Origin of the sequence: Desertibaculum subflavum (genome assembly GCA_003576705.1) — a bacterium.
Taxonomy (GTDB): Bacteria; Pseudomonadota; Alphaproteobacteria; order Ferrovibrionales; family Ferrovibrionaceae; genus Desertibaculum; species Desertibaculum subflavum.
In genome coordinates, this window is sequence record QOZS01000082.1 from 1 (window position 1) to 15,149 (window position 15,149).

Annotated in this window: 17 protein-coding genes and 1 tRNA gene; 10 read left to right on the forward strand and 8 right to left on the reverse strand. The window is 66.0% G+C overall.

The window, feature by feature from the left end:
• Positions 1-81 precede the first annotated feature (81 nt).
• Complete coding sequence (locus tag DT074_RS25845; RefSeq protein WP_162915248.1) at positions 82-1,083, reverse strand: hypothetical protein; 1,002 nt, start codon at positions 1,081-1,083, stop codon at positions 82-84.
• Between the two features lie 119 nt (positions 1,084-1,202).
• On the opposite strand from DT074_RS25845, the gene DT074_RS25850 reads away from it, so the two are divergent.
• Genes DT074_RS25850 through DT074_RS25860 form a run of 3 tightly spaced genes read left to right on the forward strand, consistent with a single transcriptional unit; the run spans position 1,203 to position 3,667 of the window.
• Entirely contained in the window at positions 1,203-1,874 is a 672-nt protein-coding gene (locus DT074_RS25850) for a dienelactone hydrolase family protein (RefSeq protein ID WP_119422743.1), read from the forward strand.
• A 20-nt stretch (positions 1,875-1,894) separates the two neighbouring features.
• Positions 1,895-2,551, forward strand: a complete 657-nt coding sequence (locus DT074_RS25855) for a phosphoribosyltransferase (protein ID WP_119422744.1) — start codon at positions 1,895-1,897, stop codon at positions 2,549-2,551.
• Positions 2,552-2,554: 3 nt separating this feature from the next.
• The gene (locus tag DT074_RS25860) at positions 2,555-3,667 is read left to right on the forward strand and encodes a CapA family protein (protein ID WP_119422745.1); all 1,113 of its coding nucleotides are present in this window, start codon (positions 2,555-2,557) and stop codon (positions 3,665-3,667) included.
• A gap of 48 nt (positions 3,668-3,715) precedes the next feature.
• Here DT074_RS25860 and DT074_RS25865 read toward each other — a convergent pair whose 3' ends face one another.
• Positions 3,716-4,159: a universal stress protein gene (locus DT074_RS25865; RefSeq protein ID WP_162915249.1), complete on the reverse strand. Its 444-nt coding sequence runs from the start codon at positions 4,157-4,159 to the stop codon at positions 3,716-3,718.
• 178 nt (positions 4,160-4,337) lie between these two features.
• On the opposite strand from DT074_RS25865, the gene DT074_RS28325 reads away from it, so the two are divergent.
• From DT074_RS28325 to DT074_RS25890, 6 genes are all read left to right on the forward strand, one after another.
• Positions 4,338-4,433, forward strand: a tRNA-Sec gene (locus tag DT074_RS28325).
• A 103-nt stretch (positions 4,434-4,536) separates the two neighbouring features.
• Positions 4,537-4,929, forward strand: coding sequence for an MAPEG family protein (locus DT074_RS25870; protein ID WP_119422747.1), 393 nt, complete (start codon positions 4,537-4,539; stop codon positions 4,927-4,929).
• A 78-nt stretch (positions 4,930-5,007) separates the two neighbouring features.
• Positions 5,008-5,265: a hypothetical protein gene (locus tag DT074_RS25875; RefSeq protein WP_119422748.1), complete on the forward strand. Its 258-nt coding sequence runs from the start codon at positions 5,008-5,010 to the stop codon at positions 5,263-5,265.
• Positions 5,266-5,465: 200 nt separating this feature from the next.
• Positions 5,466-5,960, forward strand: coding sequence for a VOC family protein (locus tag DT074_RS25880; RefSeq protein ID WP_119422749.1), 495 nt, complete (start codon positions 5,466-5,468; stop codon positions 5,958-5,960).
• Between the two features lie 613 nt (positions 5,961-6,573).
• The gene (locus DT074_RS25885) at positions 6,574-6,960 is read left to right on the forward strand and encodes a RidA family protein (protein ID WP_119422750.1); all 387 of its coding nucleotides are present in this window, start codon (positions 6,574-6,576) and stop codon (positions 6,958-6,960) included.
• A 49-nt stretch (positions 6,961-7,009) separates the two neighbouring features.
• Entirely contained in the window at positions 7,010-7,306 is a 297-nt protein-coding gene (locus DT074_RS25890; protein WP_119422751.1) for a nucleotidyltransferase family protein, read from the forward strand.
• A gap of 185 nt (positions 7,307-7,491) precedes the next feature.
• On the opposite strand, the gene DT074_RS25895 is transcribed toward DT074_RS25890, so the two are convergent.
• Positions 7,492-8,367 (reverse strand): VOC family protein, encoded by an 876-nt coding sequence (locus DT074_RS25895; RefSeq protein WP_162915250.1) that lies wholly within the window; start codon positions 8,365-8,367, stop codon positions 7,492-7,494.
• A 228-nt stretch (positions 8,368-8,595) separates the two neighbouring features.
• Between DT074_RS25895 and DT074_RS25900 the strand changes: the two genes are divergently transcribed.
• On the forward strand, positions 8,596-10,296 hold the full coding sequence (locus DT074_RS25900; RefSeq protein WP_162915251.1) for an AIPR family protein: 1,701 nt from the start codon (positions 8,596-8,598) through the stop codon (positions 10,294-10,296).
• A gap of 62 nt (positions 10,297-10,358) precedes the next feature.
• Here DT074_RS25900 and DT074_RS25905 read toward each other — a convergent pair whose 3' ends face one another.
• The 5 genes from DT074_RS25905 to DT074_RS25925 all read right to left on the reverse strand — a co-directional run bounded on the left by DT074_RS25905 (position 10,359) and on the right by DT074_RS25925 (position 14,830).
• Positions 10,359-10,640 (reverse strand): hypothetical protein, encoded by a 282-nt coding sequence (locus DT074_RS25905; RefSeq protein ID WP_119422754.1) that lies wholly within the window; start codon positions 10,638-10,640, stop codon positions 10,359-10,361.
• Positions 10,641-10,703: 63 nt separating this feature from the next.
• Entirely contained in the window at positions 10,704-11,024 is a 321-nt protein-coding gene (locus tag DT074_RS25910) for a hypothetical protein (protein ID WP_119422755.1), read from the reverse strand.
• A 145-nt stretch (positions 11,025-11,169) separates the two neighbouring features.
• A complete protein-coding gene (locus DT074_RS25915; RefSeq protein ID WP_119422756.1) occupies positions 11,170-11,967 on the reverse strand; it encodes an FAD binding domain-containing protein in 798 nt (265 codons plus the stop codon).
• 18 nt (positions 11,968-11,985) lie between these two features.
• A complete protein-coding gene (locus tag DT074_RS25920) occupies positions 11,986-14,358 on the reverse strand; it encodes a xanthine dehydrogenase family protein molybdopterin-binding subunit (protein WP_119422757.1) in 2,373 nt (790 codons plus the stop codon).
• A gap of 4 nt (positions 14,359-14,362) precedes the next feature.
• Entirely contained in the window at positions 14,363-14,830 is a 468-nt protein-coding gene (locus tag DT074_RS25925; protein ID WP_119422758.1) for a (2Fe-2S)-binding protein, read from the reverse strand.
• Positions 14,831-15,149 lie beyond the last annotated feature (319 nt).

Genomic DNA, 15,149 nt, shown 5'->3' on the forward strand with positions numbered 1-15,149 from the left:
GCTCCACTCCGCATCGCTCAGATCAAACCGGGCCATCGCCAAGCTCCCATCCGTTTGGAAGCTTGAATCACAATCACGCCCTCAAGGGAATCCCTTTATGGGTACAGAACCTAGGCGCGGCCACTTCGCCGGTGTCCGGATCTCCGGTTCCAGCAGATGCGCGATGGCAAGGCGCGCGCGCAGCGTCGCGCGGCGGCAGCGATAGAACAGGTAGAGGTCTTCGCCGGCACTGTCGTGCATCCCCGTGGCGATGCGGCGGCGCAGCCTGGAACCGAACCAGGCCGCGCCGAGCCTGCGGCATTCGAGATCCAGATAGGCGATCTCGTCGAGCGGATCGATGCTGCGGAGCGTCGCGTTGAATTCTAGGCAGTCGATGATCCGCACGGTGTCGCCGAACCAGACATGCTCGGGCCGCAGGTCGCCGTGGCCGTCGACGAGGCGGCGGGAGACGAGGCCCGGGCTTCGCCTGCGGACAAAACAACGCAGCGCCCGGTCGATGCTGCGCACGGCGCCGGCGGGAAGCGGAAGGCGCGGGTCAAGCAGGAAGCGCCGGTCATCTTCGAGCGTCGCGCGCCAGCGCTTGAGCCGTCCGCCCGCAGCGGCGTTCACCCGCTTCGCATGGCGATAGAAGCGTGTGAGGCGCATGGCCAACCGATCGACGTGGCGCCGCTCCAGGCGTCCGTCCTCGATGATCCGCTCGAGCATGCCGCGTTCGTCCAGGCGGCGCATGACGACCAGCCAGTCGACGGTCACGCCCGCACCGGCAATGGCGAAGCCGGCGGGCTGGAGCGTGAGCGGCACCACCGCCTCATAGGTGCTGCCTGCAAGCCGACGGTTCAGGCGAAGCTCGGCGCGACAGGCGGCCTCGCGGCGCCGCAAGGTGGAGAAGTCGAGATAGGGGAGCCGCACCGGCTTCTTCAGCTTGTAGACCCGATCGCCGGCGAGGAAGACCCAGGACATATGGGTCTCGCGCACCGTCACGTCGACAGGGCTGTCCGGATAGGCGTCCGGCCGGCTCAGGAACGCCACCTTGCGTTGGATCGACGGCTCGCCAAAGGCGGCGACGGATTGCAGATCTGGCACGGCGCCTCCGTCCATGGCGGCGAACATAGCCCGCGGCCGTTCGAAAAGGTTGATTCCGGTCAATTCGGCGCTCACTGCACTGGCCGATAGTGATCGAGAGCGGCGAGGGAGCGTCCCTCATGACTTCGCATACCGGCAACAGGTTCCAGATCAGCAAGCGCGCGATTGACCTGCCGCCGCTCGGGCTGGCCGCCGATCTGACCGTGCCGTCCGGCGCCTGGGCCCTGATCGTCTTTGCTCATGGCAGCGGCTCGAGCCGACTGAGCCCACGCAACAGGGCCGTGGCCGCGGAGCTGAATGCCCGCGGCATGGCGACGTTGTTGTTCGACCTGCTGACCCCTGCAGAGGAGGGCGATCGCCGGCTGGTGTTCGATATTCCACTGCTGGCACAGCGCCTTGTTGGTGCAGTTGCGTGGCTTGCGGCCGAGCCCGATGTGAGGCGGCTGCCGGTCGGGCTGTTCGGCGCGAGCACCGGCGCGGCGGCCGCGCTGGTCGCGGCAGCCGAGCTGCCGGAGCGCATCGGCGCCGTGGTCTCGCGAGGTGGCCGTCCCGATCTGGCGGAGGCGGCGCTGCCCGCCGTGCGGGCGCCGGTGCTGTTGCTTGTCGGCGGTGCCGATACCGATGTACTGGCGCTGAACCGGGCGGCGCTGGAAGGCTTGTCGGCGGCGAAGTCGCTGGTGGTCATACCGGATGCCAGTCACCTGTTCCCGGAGCCTGGCGCCATGCAGGCCGTGACCGACCATGCCGCTCGCTGGTTCGAGCGCCATCTCGCCGGCCGTCGATCCGCGTAGAACTGCAGAGGGAGGCCCGCATGCCGTTTGTCGATCGAAGCGACGCCGGACGCCGCCTTGCCGCCGCGCTGGCGGCCTATCGCGACCAGCGCCCGATCGTGCTCGCCCTGCCGCGCGGTGGCGTGCCGGTCGCGGCCGAAGTCGCCGCCGCGCTCGCTGCGCCGATGGACCTGGTCCTGGTGCGCAAGATCGGCGTACCGTCGCAGCCGGAACTGGCCATGGGCGCGGTGGCCGATGGCGGCGTGGCGATCACCGTGCGGAACGAGCGGGTAATCCGTCTGGCCGAGGTCGACGACAGCGAATTCGCGGCGGCTCGCGATCGCGAGCTGCGCGAGATCGAGCGGCGCCGCCAGCGCTATCTCGGAAGCCGCGCCGCCGTGCCGGTCGAGGGCCGCACGGCGATCGTCGTCGATGACGGAGTCGCCACCGGCGCGACCACGCGTGCGGCCTTACGCGCGGTGCGGGCGCGCCGGCCGAAAAGCTTGGTGCTCGCCGTTCCGGTGGCGCCGACCGATACGCTGCTCAGCCTGCGTGCCGAGGTCGACGATTTGGTCTGCCTGGAAGACTATGACTCGTTCGGCGCCATCGGCTTCTACTACGGCGATTTCCGCCAGGTTTCGGACGACGAGGTGCTCGCCATCCTTGCCCGCTTTGCGCCGGGCGCCCAGCTGGCCTGAGCAATGCCGTCCAACTCGATCACGCTGTTGCTTGGCGGCGATGTGATGGCCGGACGTGGCATCGACCAGATCCTGCCTCACCCCAGCGATCCGCGGCTCCACGAGCGCCATGTCACCGATGCTCGCCAGTACGTCGCGCTTGCGGAGCGCGCCAACGGCCCGGTCGCCCGGCCGGTGGATTTCGCCTATCCCTGGGGCGACGCGATCGCCGACATGCAGGCGCTCGGGCCGGACGCCCGCTTCGTCAATCTGGAAACCAGCATCACGGAGAGCGATGACTGGCTCGCGAAGGGCATCAACTATCGGATGAACCCGGGCAACTTAGCTTGCCTCGCGGCCTTCGCGATCGACGGCTGCACCCTCGCCAACAACCATGTGATGGACTGGGGCGGGGCCGGGCTGCTGGACACGATTGCCGCCTTGCGCGGCGCCGGCATCGCCATGACCGGTGCCGGGCCGGATATCAGTGCCGCCGAAGCGCCGGCCATCCTGCCTGTCGTCGGCAAAGGCCGCGTGATCGTGTACGGCGTTGCAGCCGCGAGCAGCGGCGTGCCGGCGGATTGGGCGGCGGATGTCGGAAGGCTTGGGGTGCGCCTGCTTCCGGACCTCACGCCGCGCCAGGCTCGACGGTTTGCCGCCGGCCTGTGGAGCGACCGGCAATCGGGCGACATCGTGGTCGCCTCGGTGCATTGGGGCGGCAATTGGGGGCACGATATTCCTACCGAGCATGTCGAGCTCGCCCATGCCCTGATCGAGGATGGCGGCGTCGATATCGTGCATGGCCACTCTTCGCATCATCCCAAGGCGATCGAGGTCCATCGCGGCAAGCTCGTGCTCTACGGCTGCGGTGATTTCATCAACGACTATGAGGGTATCCGCGGCTACGAGGAGTTCCGCGGCGATCTGGCGCTCGCCTATCTGCCGACCGTGGATACCGCGACGGGGCGGCTTATCAAGCTCAGCATGCTGCCATACGTGATCCGCAACCTGCGCCTCAATCGGCCGCCGCCGGGGGACATTGCCTGGCTTGCCGGCGCCCTCAGCAAGGCAAGCGCCGGCTTCGGTGTCCGCATCGCCCCAAATGCCGATACTGGTTTGAACCTCGTCTTCAGATAGCTGGTGCCGCGCCGCCTCAGAGGCTCCGGACGGACAGGAAGCGTCGTTTCACGGCACCAGAATCGTCGTGCAGGGGGCGAGCTGGGCGACCTTGCTCGACACGCTGCCGAGCAGCAATCCCGCAAGGCGGCCGTGACCGCGGCGGCCGAGCACGATGCCATCGACCTGGCCTCTCTTCGCCATGGCCAGCACGCCCTCTGCCGGGTCACCTCGATCCACAGCCACCTCCGGCACGATCTTGCGGCCATGCTGGGCAAGGGCGGCGGCCTCCTCGACGATGCGCTGGCCGATCAGGTCCTGGGTGGCGAATTGCGGGGTATTCTTGAACTCGAGGGAGAGATAGCTCTCCAAGCCTTCCGGCGGACTCGTCGAGTGGCCGACATGCAGCAGCGTCAGCTTGGCTCTGTCGCGCTCCGCCAGATCGGCGGCGAGTTCAAGCGCGCGGTTCGACTGCGGCGAGCCGTCCACCGGGCAGAGAATGTGTCGGAACATGCCTCGTCCTCGCTGACGGATGGCGACAAGCATCAGCCTGAGCCTTCGGCCAAGATCCGCCTTGCGTCAGATCAAGACCGCCGGCGCCCCCGGGCCTGGCGAGCCCGGCGGGCGCACTGCGCCGTGGCAGCGCCTCACCATCCTGGCGCGCTGACGGCGGCCGGCTATAGTCGGTCGCGGAAGGGAAACGCTTCCGGTGGGGCGCCCGGTCTTCAAAACCGGTCGGGGCCGTAACGCGGTTCCGGGTGGGTTCGACTCCCGCTCCCTTCCGCCACGCTCTCCGTTCACATTCCCTTGCGGGTCATTGTCGCCACCCTTCGGCCGGCGCATCGTCGGCGGACCGGCGACGCGAGTCGCAGCCGAAGAGGGGACGGAACATGACCACCGACCTGATGATGCTGGTGTGGAGCGCTGTGCTCTGCGTGGTGCTGGCGCTGCCCTATACGCTCGGGATGATCGGCCATGTCGGCCTGCCGAAGATGGCCGGCAACCGCGAGGGCGTGGAGATCCCGGAGGGCTGGATGGGCCGGGCCAAGCGGGCGCATGTCAACATGATCGAGAGCCTGGCGCCGTTCGCGGCGCTGGTCCTGGTCGCCCATGTCATCGGCGCGGCGAGCCCGAATTCGGCCTTGGGGGCGCAACTGTTCTTCTGGGGCCGGGTGGCGCATGCGGTGCTGTACATCGCCGGCGTGCCGTGGGCGCGGACGGCGGCCTGGGCGGTCAGCATCGTCGGCATGGTGCTGGTCCTGCTGGCCATTCTCTCGAAGTAGGCCCGGGCGAAATAGGGAGTTGGGGCTACAACCGTCGGCCTCTGGACTCGCCGACAATGTTCTTGTTTTGTTCTGGGCATGCGCCCGGGCTCCCGCTATCTCGACCGCAGCCGCTATCTCGACCGCAATGCCATGCGCCTCGGCGACATGCTGCGCTGGAACATGCGGCTCTACTTCAACTGCGACAAATGCTGCCACACGGCCAAGACGGATGTCGGCGCGCTGGGCGACAAGTTCGGCTACGACCGCTCGGTGCCCGAGGTGACGGCGCGCGCCCGCTGCAGCAAATGCGGCAGCGCCGAGGTGCGGGCGATCGTCAAGGGCGACCGGGAATAGCGGCATCTTCACCGCCAGGGGCGCCAAGGGCGCCAAGTCGCGCGAAGGGAGCCGAGCCGGTGCGGCGCGTCTGTTCCTTTCCTGGCGAAGCTTGGCGTTCTTCGCGTCCTTGGCGGTGAACCATGCGGGTGCCGCCGCTTGACGGCGGCGGTCGCGCGCGCTCTATTTAACTGAGTGGTAAAATATATCGGAGTGATGCCATGCCGAACGTGACCCCGTCCAAGATCCGCCCCTGCCTCTGGTTCGCGGACGATGCGGAGGCGGCGGCGCGGTTCTACGTCTCGCTGTTTCCGGATTCGCGCATCGATCATGTGCACCACGCCCTGGCGGACACGCCGGGCGGCAAGGCCGGCAGCGTGCTGTTCGTCGAGTTCACCTTGGCCGGGCAGAAGTTCCAGGCGCTGAACGGCGGGCAGAAGATGGAATACACGCTCGCGGTCTCGCTGTCGGTCGAGTGCGAGGACCAGGAAGAGGTGGACCGGCTGTGGGACGCGATCCTCCAGGGCGGCGGCGAGGCGCAGCAATGCGGCTGGATCAAGGACCGGTGGGGCCTGCCCTGGCAGATCGTGCCGCGCGTGATGCTCGAGCTGCTCGCCGATCCCGACCGGGCCAAGGCGGGCCGCGCCTTCCAGGCCATGCTCGGCATGGTGAAGCTCGACATCGCCGCACTCGAGCGCGCGGCGGCGGGGAAGTAGCGGCGCATCTGTTCCCTCCCGCGGGGTAGGGGGCGGCGCATTTGTTCCGCGCCGCCGGCCCCGGCCGGCCCAACGGGGCAAGCGCGGCGCATTTGTTCCGCGCCGCGCCTCCAGCCAGAGGGAGGCAGGCGCGCGGCGCATCTGTTCCGCGGCGTATCCGTTCCGTCGCGCGGGTCGGCCTTCGCGCGGCGGGTCTGTTCCTCCCAGCGGCCCTGCGGGCGGAAGCGCGTGGGTGGCCGGGTCGAGCCCGGCCACGACGGGGAGAGGGCGGCGCATCTGTTCCCTCGCTGAAGGGGGGCGGCGCGCCTGTTCCTCCGAAGCATCGCGGCGCAGCTGTTCCGCCAGGCGGGCCCGCCGGGGAGGCGGCGCATCTGTTCCGCGGCGCTGACCGGCCGGGAGCGGCGCATCCGTTCCTGCCGGTGGCCGCGCGGTCGGAGACACGTGGGTGGCCGGGTCGAGCCCGGCCACGACGGGAGGGGGCGGCGCATCTGTTCCTCGCCCCTTGAAGCCAGGAGGCGGGGCGGGCTTGCGGGGCGATTCAGGATGACATTTCACGGGCTCTATATTAGTATATTACGCAAGTTTCGGCAAGCCTGACCACCCGGAGACCCCCATGCAGCTCATCCCGCGCAACCCGACCCAGGGCATCTATCCGGCGAGCGACGACTATGTGCATGCCATGGAGGTGCGCGGCGCCGGCCGGCTGCTGTTCGTCGCCGGCACGATGGGGCTCGACCCGGGCGGCGCGGCGGGCCAGGGGCTGGACACGCAGCTCCGCCTGATCTGGGCCAACATCCGCACCATCCTGCAGAGCGCCGGCATGACCACCGACAACATCGTGCGGCTGACCAGCTATCTCCGCGACGGTGCCTATGCGGAGGCGAACGCCGCCGCGCGCGTCGCGGCGCTGGGCACCCGCCGGGTGCCGACCACGGCGATCATCGCCGAGACGCTCAGCCCGGACTGGCTGGTCGAGATCGAGGTGATCGCGGCGGGGTAGGGGCGTGTGTCAAATTCTGGGAAGCCATCCCAGCGGCTATGATCGCGCCATGGACCGTCAGCTCGCCATTGCCAGCCTGAAGGCGCATGCCCCGGCGTTGCGCGCCATGGGGGCGAGCGCGCTCTATCTGTTCGGCTCGACCGCGAGGGGCGACGCGGGCCCCGCGAGCGACCTCGATATCTTCGTCGAGCACGAGAGCGCGGCGAAGTTCTCCCTTTTCGATCTCGCCGGCATCAAGCTGTTCCTCGAAGCCGAGCTGGGCGCCACCGTCGACGTGACGACCCGCAATGGCCTGCACCCGATGCTGCGGTCCGATATCGAGCGCGAGGCGGTGCGCATCTTCTAGATCGCCGTCAGCGCCAAGCGGCACCGCCCCCATCCAACCTTCCCCCACGCTTACGTGGCGTGCGGAAGGCTATAGGCGCGCGCCTGCGGCGCTCATTCTTTTCAAACCCTCCCTCGTCGCGCAGCGATGGGGGAGGGGAGGGTGGGGGCCGCAGCGGGCGAAGCCCGACGCTCGCGCAAGCGAGATCAGGCGCCCGCGAACTCGATGACGCAGCCGAAGGCGTAGTCGGCGGGGACGACCAGCGCGCCCGCGCTCTTCCGGTGCGGCACGTCGCCGGCGCTGAGGCAGCTTTCCGCGGCGGCGAGATCCGCGACCGCCACGCGGAAGCCGGCGAAATGCGGCGTCGCGCCGTTGATCTGCGCCTCCGGCCAGCGCGCGAGCAGCGCGGCGTGGGAGAGCAGGGTCACGCGGCTCGGGCACCCCTGCGCATCCTGCGCAGTGAAGGCATGGCCGCCGGTGACGGCAGCGGCCTCGGCGCCGGTGAGGCGGGCGAGCCAATCGGCATGCGCCGCCGGCTCGGATGCTGCCATCACCACCTCGGTCACGTTCAGCGCGGTGTTGGCGTGGCGCTGGTAGGCGGGCTTCCAGAAATGCTCGGGCGCGTGCTGCTGGCAGGTGAAGAAGGCGGCCTCCGGCCAGTCGGCCCGCGCGGCGAAGACGAGGCTGAAGCCGACGCGGGCGGTGGCGCCGTCGGGCAGCCTGGCGTCGCGGCTGAAATCGAAGCGGGCGAAATCGCCGAGGCCCTTCGCCGCGAAGTCGGCGCGATCGGCCTCCGCGTCGCGACCCTCGAAGACCAGCATCGACATGCCTTCGCGGCGGGTGAGGAAATCGCGGTTGAAGGCGCCGAAGCCGAACTCGCCCGGCTTGGGGGCGGGGATGCGCGCCGGATCGTCGAGGCCGAGCAGCTCCAGGAAGTTGCGGCCGAACTGCGCCAGCCGGTTGCCGGTGCCCCAGGGATGCGCGGCGCGCGGCGTGAGCGTGAAGCCGAGCCGCTCATAGGCGTCGCCTGCGCGACCGAGATCGCGCACGCAGAGGACGAGGTGGTCGATGAGGCGGGGCATGGGCTGGCTGCGTCGGGAATTGCAGATCCGATGATAGCAACGAGTGGCTACGGCCGCCGCAAAGCGAAAAAGCGGGGCTGAGGGACAACGTCCTTTTCTGATCATGCACTCGGGGTTGCTTTTCTGTTGCACGAGCGCGCGTTTGTACAAATGCGGTGTGGAATGAGGCGGCGGCTCGCCGTATCATTGGCTTCATTTTTGGAGAGGACTCGGCGGAGGCTGGAGAAAATGGATCGTATAACGAAATCTTTGTTAGATGAATTCTCAAGTGAGGCGGGAATTTCCGAGTTAGCAGAGGACGTCCGGTTCGAATATTTAGCAGCCTACCTTACGACCACGAAATATCTCTCGGAGACTTTCGAGATTTCAGACGTCATTGTCGGAAGGGGAAATGACACCGGAATCGATGCTGTCTCCATCATTGTGAACGGTGCACTTGTGACCGATCCGGATTTAATTGAAGAGATTGTTGCCACGAATGGATACCTCGACGCCCAATTCATTTTCACCCAAGCAGAGCGCTCGCCGGGTTTTGAAACGGGGAAAATCGGTCAGTTCGGATTTGGAGTGGCTGATTTCTTTAGCGAAACGCCCAAGCTGCCACGCAACGATCAAGTGTCATGCGCTGCTGAAGTCATGGAAGCAATCTACAAACTCGGAAGCAAGTTCAAAAGGGGTAATCCAATTTGCCGACTATTTTACATGACAACTGGCAAGTGGGTTGGCGATGCAAACTTGGAGGCACGAAAGTCGGCTGTTATTGAGGATCTTCGAGCAACGAATATGTTTCGCGAGATCGAATTCCAGCCCATTGGCGCAGACGATATACAGTCACTCTACCATCAAACTAAAAATACAATCGCAAGAGAATTCACATTTGCGGACCGCACGGTCGTGCCAGATATTCCTGGAGTCAAAGAAGCTTACATTGGGATACTGCCAGCCACAGAATTCGTCACTCTGCTAGATGACGGAAGTGGATCTATTCTTAAGAGTATATTTTATGACAACGTCCGGGATTTTCAGGATTATAATCTTGTGAACTCAGAAATCAAACAAACACTGCAATCTGTGGCTGAGAGGGCGCGCTTCGCCATCATGAATAATGGCGTAACGATAATCGCGAAGAGCCTGCGTGCCACGGGAAACAGAGTGCATATTGAGGACTATCAAGTTGTAAATGGCTGTCAGACGAGTCATGTCCTTTTTGACAATAAGGACACCATTGATGATAGTGTAATCGTCCCGCTAAAACTAATAGCCACTGACGACGAGAATATTATTTCTTCTATTGTAAAATCCACCAATCGGCAAACAGAAGTAAGAGCGGAGCAACTTATTGCGCTTTCCGATTTTCAGAAAAAGCTAGAAATTTATTTCTCTACCTTCGAAGACGCTAATAAGCTCTTCTACGAGCGGCGGTCAAGGCAATACAATTCAGCGCCGAACGTTGAAAAAACTCGGATTGTCACTCCGGCGAATCTCATTCGATCTTACGCCTCCGTATTTTTGGAGGAGCCACATCGAACCACTAGGACCTACAGATTGCTGTTGGAGCAGGTCGGTAAAAGCATTTTTGTAGAGATAGACAGATTGGAGGCCTATTACTATTCAGCCTACGCGCTCTACAGATTAGAGTTCCTTTTTAGAAACTCTTCTCTTGAAAGCAAATTCAAACCGGCAAGATATCACATTCTGCTTGCCGCCCGTATGCTCGTAAAACCCGAACAACCTCCGGCCGCACATACCCGCGAGCGCGCTCGCTATTCCGAAGATCTCATCGCTTCAATTACCGATCAGAAGGCGTCCGAGGGCCTATTCAAACAGGCTGCGGAGAGCGTCGATAAGATTGCGAAGGGAAACTTTCATCGCGATCATATTCGGACACAGACGTTCACAGAAAATCTGGTCAAAAACTTCAGAACCTAAGATGTGAATTGAATCCCCACGCCTGCTTCGCGACGTGGGCAACGATAGGGGTAGTGCGTGTATCACGCTGCCCCCTCCGGCACGGCCGCCCGCTTGGTCGTCACCGTGATCAGGTGGGCGCGGTATTCGGCGCTGGCGTGGATGTCGCTGTTGAGGCCGTCGGCCTTGTGCTTCAGGCCTTCCACCGAGGCGGCGGCGAACTTGGCCGCCAGCGCCTTCTCCCCCTCGGCCCAGCGGAAGGCGCAGGGCCCGGCGCCGTTGATGGCGATGCGGATGCCACCCACGGTCTCCGCCACGAACGAGCCCACCATCACATAGCCCGAGGCGGGGTTGGCGAACTTCATATAGCCGGCGCGCTTCGGTGCCGGGAATTCCAGCTCGGCGACGGCATCGCCGCATCCGCAAGGTCAGCGGTTGGGGTGCGCCCGCAGCACCCTCAGGTCGCTTTTCCGAAGCTCCACGGAGAAGCCGCCGCCTCGTTGACCGGGTGGATCGTTCGGATCGTTGAAGAGGACCACGATCTCCGCATCGGTTTCCCACACGGTCACCCGATGGGCGCTCACGTCGAGCCCTCCTCGCCGCGCGGCAGGCAGAGCCGCCTCGATCGCGCGGGCGGCTCGGCCAGAGATCGATTCCGTGCTGGTCCTCGGCTCAGCTGCCGTGGCCGGCTCAAAGCACAGTGGCGACAGCAACAGAGTGAGGAGCGGGGCGGTCAGGTAGATGCGCAATGCGCGAAATACAGGACGTCGCCGCCTTTCGATTTCAGTGCTGGATTTTCCGAGCATCCGATTGCGGCGCCGCCCCCACCCCAGTCCTTCGAAGAGAGGTGGCTCCCCCACGCTGCTTCGCAGCGCGAGGGAGGGCTAGCGGTGTTCACCCCCCCGCCTGCGCCACCGCGCGCTTCGTCATCACGGTGATCAGGTGGGCGCGGTATTCGGCGCTGGCGTGGATGTCGCTGTTGAGGCCGTCGGCCTTGTGCTTCAGGCCTTCCACCGACGCCGCGGCGAACTTCGCCGCGAGAGCCTTCTCCGCCTCCGCCCAGCGGAAGGCGCACGGCCCGGCGCCGTTGATGGCGACGCGGATGCCGCCCGCGGTCTCCGCCACGAACGAGCCCACCATCACATAGCGCGAGGCCGGGTTGGCGAACTTCATATAGCCGGCGCGCTTCGGCACCGGGAATTCCACCTTGGTGATGATCTCGCCCTCGTCGAGGGCGGTCTCGAACATGCCCTTGAAGAAGTCGTCCGCCTTGATGGTGCGCTTGGTGGTGTGGACGGTGGCGCCGAGGCCGAGCACGGCGCCGGGATAATCCGCCGCCGGGTCGGAGTTCGCCAGGCTGCCGCCGATGGTGCCGCGGGCGCGCACCTGGCGGTCGCCGATCCCGGACGCCAAGAGCGCGAGCGCCGGGATCGCCTTCTTCACCTCGGCCGAGCGGGCCACCTCGTCATGCCTTGTGCCGGCGCCGATCGTCACCGCGCTCGCCGTCACCGTCAGGCCCTTGAGCTCGGCGATGCCGCCGATATCGATCAGGTCCGAGGGCTGCGCCAGGCGCTGCTTCAGGGTGGGGATCAGGGTGTGGCCGCCGGCGAGCAGCTTGCCTTCCGGCAGCTTGCCAATCAGGGCCTGCGCTTCGGCGAGCGTCTTCGGCTTGTGATAGTTGAAGGCGTACATCGCTATCTCTCCCCTAATCTATTCGGCGGCCTGGCGGGTCACGCGGGTCTGCGCCGCGCGCCACACCTTCTCCGGCGTCGCCGGCATGTCGATCTCCACCCCGAGCGCGTCGGTGATGGCATTCATCAGCGCCGCAGGTGCCGCGATGGCGCCGGCCTCGCCGCAGCCCTTCACCCCGAGAGGATTATGCGGGCAGGGCGTCTCGGTGGTCGCCACCGTGTAGCTCGGCAGGTCCTCGGCGCGCGGCAGGCAGTAATCCATCATCGAGCCGGTGAGCAGCTGGCCCGATTGCTTGTCGTAGATCACCTGCTCCAGCAGCGCCTGGCCGACGCCCTGCGCCACGCCGCCATGCACCTGGCCCTCGACGATCATCGGGTTCACCACCTTGCCGAAATCGTCCACCGCCACCCATTTGGCGACGGTGACATGGCCGGTGCCGGGATCGACTTCCACTTCGGCGATATGGGTGCCGGCGGGATAGGTGAAGTTCGAGGGATCGTAGAAGCCGTTCTCCTCGAAGCCCGGCTCCAGATCGGCCGGGTATTTGTGCGGCACATAGGCGGTGAAGCAGACCTGCTGCATGTTGACCGACTTGTCGGTGCCGGCCACCTTGAAGGTGCCCTTGTCGTACTCGATGTCCTCCACCGCGGCCTCGAGCAGATGGGCGGCGATCTTCTTGCCCTTGGCGATCAGCTTGTCGCAGGCGCGCACGATGGCGGAGCCGCCGACCGCGAGGCTGCGCGAGCCGTAGGTGCCCATGCCCATCGGCACCCGCTGGGTGTCGCCGTGCACGATCTCCACCTGGTCGATCGGCACGCCCATCTTGTCCGACACCACCTGCGCGAAGGTCGTCTCGTGGCCCTGGCCGTGGCTGTGGCTGCCGGTGAAGACCGACACGCTGCCGGTGGGGTTGAAGCGGATCGAGGCGCTTTCCCACAGGCCCACGCCGGCGCCGAGCGAGCCGACCACGGAGGAGGGCGCGATGCCGCAGGCCTCGATATAGGCGGCGAAGCCGATGCCGCGCAGCTTGCCCTTGGCCTCGGAGGCGGCGCGGCGGGCGGCGAAGCCCTTGTAGTCGACGAGCTTCAGCGCCTCGTCCATCGAGAGCGCGTATTGCCCGCTGTCATAGGCGACGGCGACCGGCGTCTGGTACGGGAAGGCGTTGGGCGGGATGAAGTTCTTCTTGCGGATCTCGACCGGATCCATCTTGAGCTGGCGCGCGGCGAGCTCGACCAGCCGCTCCACCACATAGGTCGCTTCCGGGCGGCCGGCGCCGCGATAGGCATCGACCGGCGTGGTGTTGGTGAAGACGGCCTTCACCTCGGCATAGATCGCCGGCGTGGTGTACTGGCCGGCCAGCAAGAGCGCGTAGAGATAGCTCGGCACCGAGGAGGCGAAGGTGGAGAGATAGGCGCCCATATTGGCGATGGTGGAGCACTTGAGCGCGAGGAACTTGCCGTCCTTGTCGAGCGCGAGCTCGGCATGGGTGACGTGATCGCGGCCATGCGCGTCGGTCAGGAAGGCCTCGGTGCGGTCCGAGGTCCACTTGACCGGGCGGCCGACCTTGCGGGTGGCCCAGACGCAGGCCACTTCCTCGGCATAGCAGAAGATCTTGGAGCCGAAGCCGCCGCCGACATCCGGCGCCACCACGCGCATCTTGTGCTCTGGCATGCCGAAGATGAAGGCGCACATGATCAGCCGCAGCACATGCGGGTTCTGCGAGGTGGAGTAGCAGGTGAGCGTGTCGGTCGCGCGGTCGTACTCGCCGATGGCGACGCGCGGCTCCATCGCATTGGGGGAGAGCCGGTTGTTGACCAGATCGAGCTTGACGGTGTGGGCTGCTTTGCTGAACGCCGCCTCGGTGGCGGCCTTGTCGCCGAAATCCCAGTCGTAGCAGAGATTGCCCGGCGCCTCGGCATGCAGCTGCGGCGCGCCGGATTTGAGGGTCGCGGCCGGATCGACCACGGCGGGCAGCGCCTGGTAGTCGACATTGATCTTCTCGGCCGCGTCGCGGGCCTGCTCGCGCGTCTCGGCGACGACGAGGGCGACCTGGTCGCCGACGCAGCGCACCGTGTCGAGCGCGATGACGGGATGCGGCGGCGCCTTGTGCGGCGTGCCGTCCTTGCCGGTCACGGTCCAGCCGCAGATCAGCCCGCCCACCTTGTCGGCGGCGAGATCGGCGCCGGTGAAGATTCCGAGCACGCCCGGCGACGACTTCGCGGCCGAGATGTCGATCGACTTGATCTTGGCGTGGGCGTGGGGTGAGCGCAGGAAGTAAGCGTAGGCCTGGCCGGGGCGGTTGATGTCGTCGGTGTAAGTGCCCTGGCCGGTGATGAAGCGGTAATCCTCCTTGCGGCGCACCGAGGCGCCGATGCCGGTAGGCGCGTTCATCGAATTACCTCCCCATGGTCTTGGATGCCGCCGCGATCGCCTTGACGATGTTGTGATAGCCGGTGCAGCGGCAGAGATTGCCTTCCAGACCGTGCCGGATGTCGTCCTCGGTGAGGCCCGGATTCTTCTCCACCAGGTCGACCGCGCTCATGATCATGCCGGGCGTGCAGAAGCCGCATTGCAGCGCGTGATGCTCGCGGAACGCCTCCTGCATCGGGTGCAGCTTGCCGTCCTTGGCGAGGCCCTCGATGGTGGTGACGCTGGCGCCTTCGCATTGCATGGCGAGGGTGGTGCAGGACTTCACGCTGGCGCCGTCGATATGCACGACGCAGGCGCCGCACTGGCTGGTGTCGCAGCCGACATGCGTGCCGGTGAGGCCGAGATGCTCGCGCAGGTACTGGACCAGCAGCGTGCGCGGCTCGACATCGCGCGAGACCTTGTTGCCGTTCACCGTGATGGAAACGGTCGCCATGCGAACCCTCCCTTTAGGACCCGTCCGGCCGCCTTTGCGGCCGGCTCCCCGAATTACTCTCGACCCGCGCGGCCGTCTGCGCGGCGCTCGGGGCGAAGTCTGGTTCTCCGCAGGCTTGCGGTCAAGCGCGCGCGATTTATCGCGCGCTCATCTTTATGTCACTGCTGCGACAGCCACATGGCGATGCCGGCGAGCACGACCAGCGCGACGATCCAGATCCAGGCCGGCACGCCCTTCGAGGGCTCGGCCGGCTGCGGCGGCGGCGCGGCGGGCGCCGCAGGCGGTGTGGGTGCCGGCGCGGCGCCTTCCGGCGCGGCCG

What these genes read in the sequence shown, in the direction of transcription:
- DT074_RS25850 (WP_119422743.1), top strand. Translation starts at nt 1,203, where the DNA reads ATGACTTCGCATACCGGCAACAGGTTCCAGATCAGCAAGCGCGCGATT.
- DT074_RS25855 (WP_119422744.1), top strand. Translation starts at nt 1,895, where the DNA reads ATGCCGTTTGTCGATCGAAGCGACGCCGGACGCCGCCTTGCCGCCGCG.
- DT074_RS25860 (WP_119422745.1), top strand. Translation starts at nt 2,555, where the DNA reads ATGCCGTCCAACTCGATCACGCTGTTGCTTGGCGGCGATGTGATGGCC.
- DT074_RS25865 (WP_162915249.1), bottom strand. Translation starts at nt 4,159, where the DNA reads ATGTTCCGACACATTCTCTGCCCGGTGGACGGCTCGCCGCAGTCGAAC.
- DT074_RS25870 (WP_119422747.1), top strand. Translation starts at nt 4,537, where the DNA reads ATGACCACCGACCTGATGATGCTGGTGTGGAGCGCTGTGCTCTGCGTG.
- DT074_RS25875 (WP_119422748.1), top strand. Translation starts at nt 5,008, where the DNA reads ATGCGCCCGGGCTCCCGCTATCTCGACCGCAGCCGCTATCTCGACCGC.
- DT074_RS25880 (WP_119422749.1), top strand. Translation starts at nt 5,466, where the DNA reads ATGCCGAACGTGACCCCGTCCAAGATCCGCCCCTGCCTCTGGTTCGCG.
- DT074_RS25885 (WP_119422750.1), top strand. Translation starts at nt 6,574, where the DNA reads ATGCAGCTCATCCCGCGCAACCCGACCCAGGGCATCTATCCGGCGAGC.
- DT074_RS25890 (WP_119422751.1), top strand. Translation starts at nt 7,010, where the DNA reads ATGGACCGTCAGCTCGCCATTGCCAGCCTGAAGGCGCATGCCCCGGCG.
- DT074_RS25895 (WP_162915250.1), bottom strand. Translation starts at nt 8,367, where the DNA reads ATGCCCCGCCTCATCGACCACCTCGTCCTCTGCGTGCGCGATCTCGGT.
- DT074_RS25900 (WP_162915251.1), top strand. Translation starts at nt 8,596, where the DNA reads ATGGATCGTATAACGAAATCTTTGTTAGATGAATTCTCAAGTGAGGCG.
- DT074_RS25905 (WP_119422754.1), bottom strand. Translation starts at nt 10,640, where the DNA reads ATGAAGTTCGCCAACCCCGCCTCGGGCTATGTGATGGTGGGCTCGTTC.
- DT074_RS25915 (WP_119422756.1), bottom strand. Translation starts at nt 11,967, where the DNA reads ATGTACGCCTTCAACTATCACAAGCCGAAGACGCTCGCCGAAGCGCAG.
- DT074_RS25920 (WP_119422757.1), bottom strand. Translation starts at nt 14,358, where the DNA reads ATGAACGCGCCTACCGGCATCGGCGCCTCGGTGCGCCGCAAGGAGGAT.
- DT074_RS25925 (WP_119422758.1), bottom strand. Translation starts at nt 14,830, where the DNA reads ATGGCGACCGTTTCCATCACGGTGAACGGCAACAAGGTCTCGCGCGAT.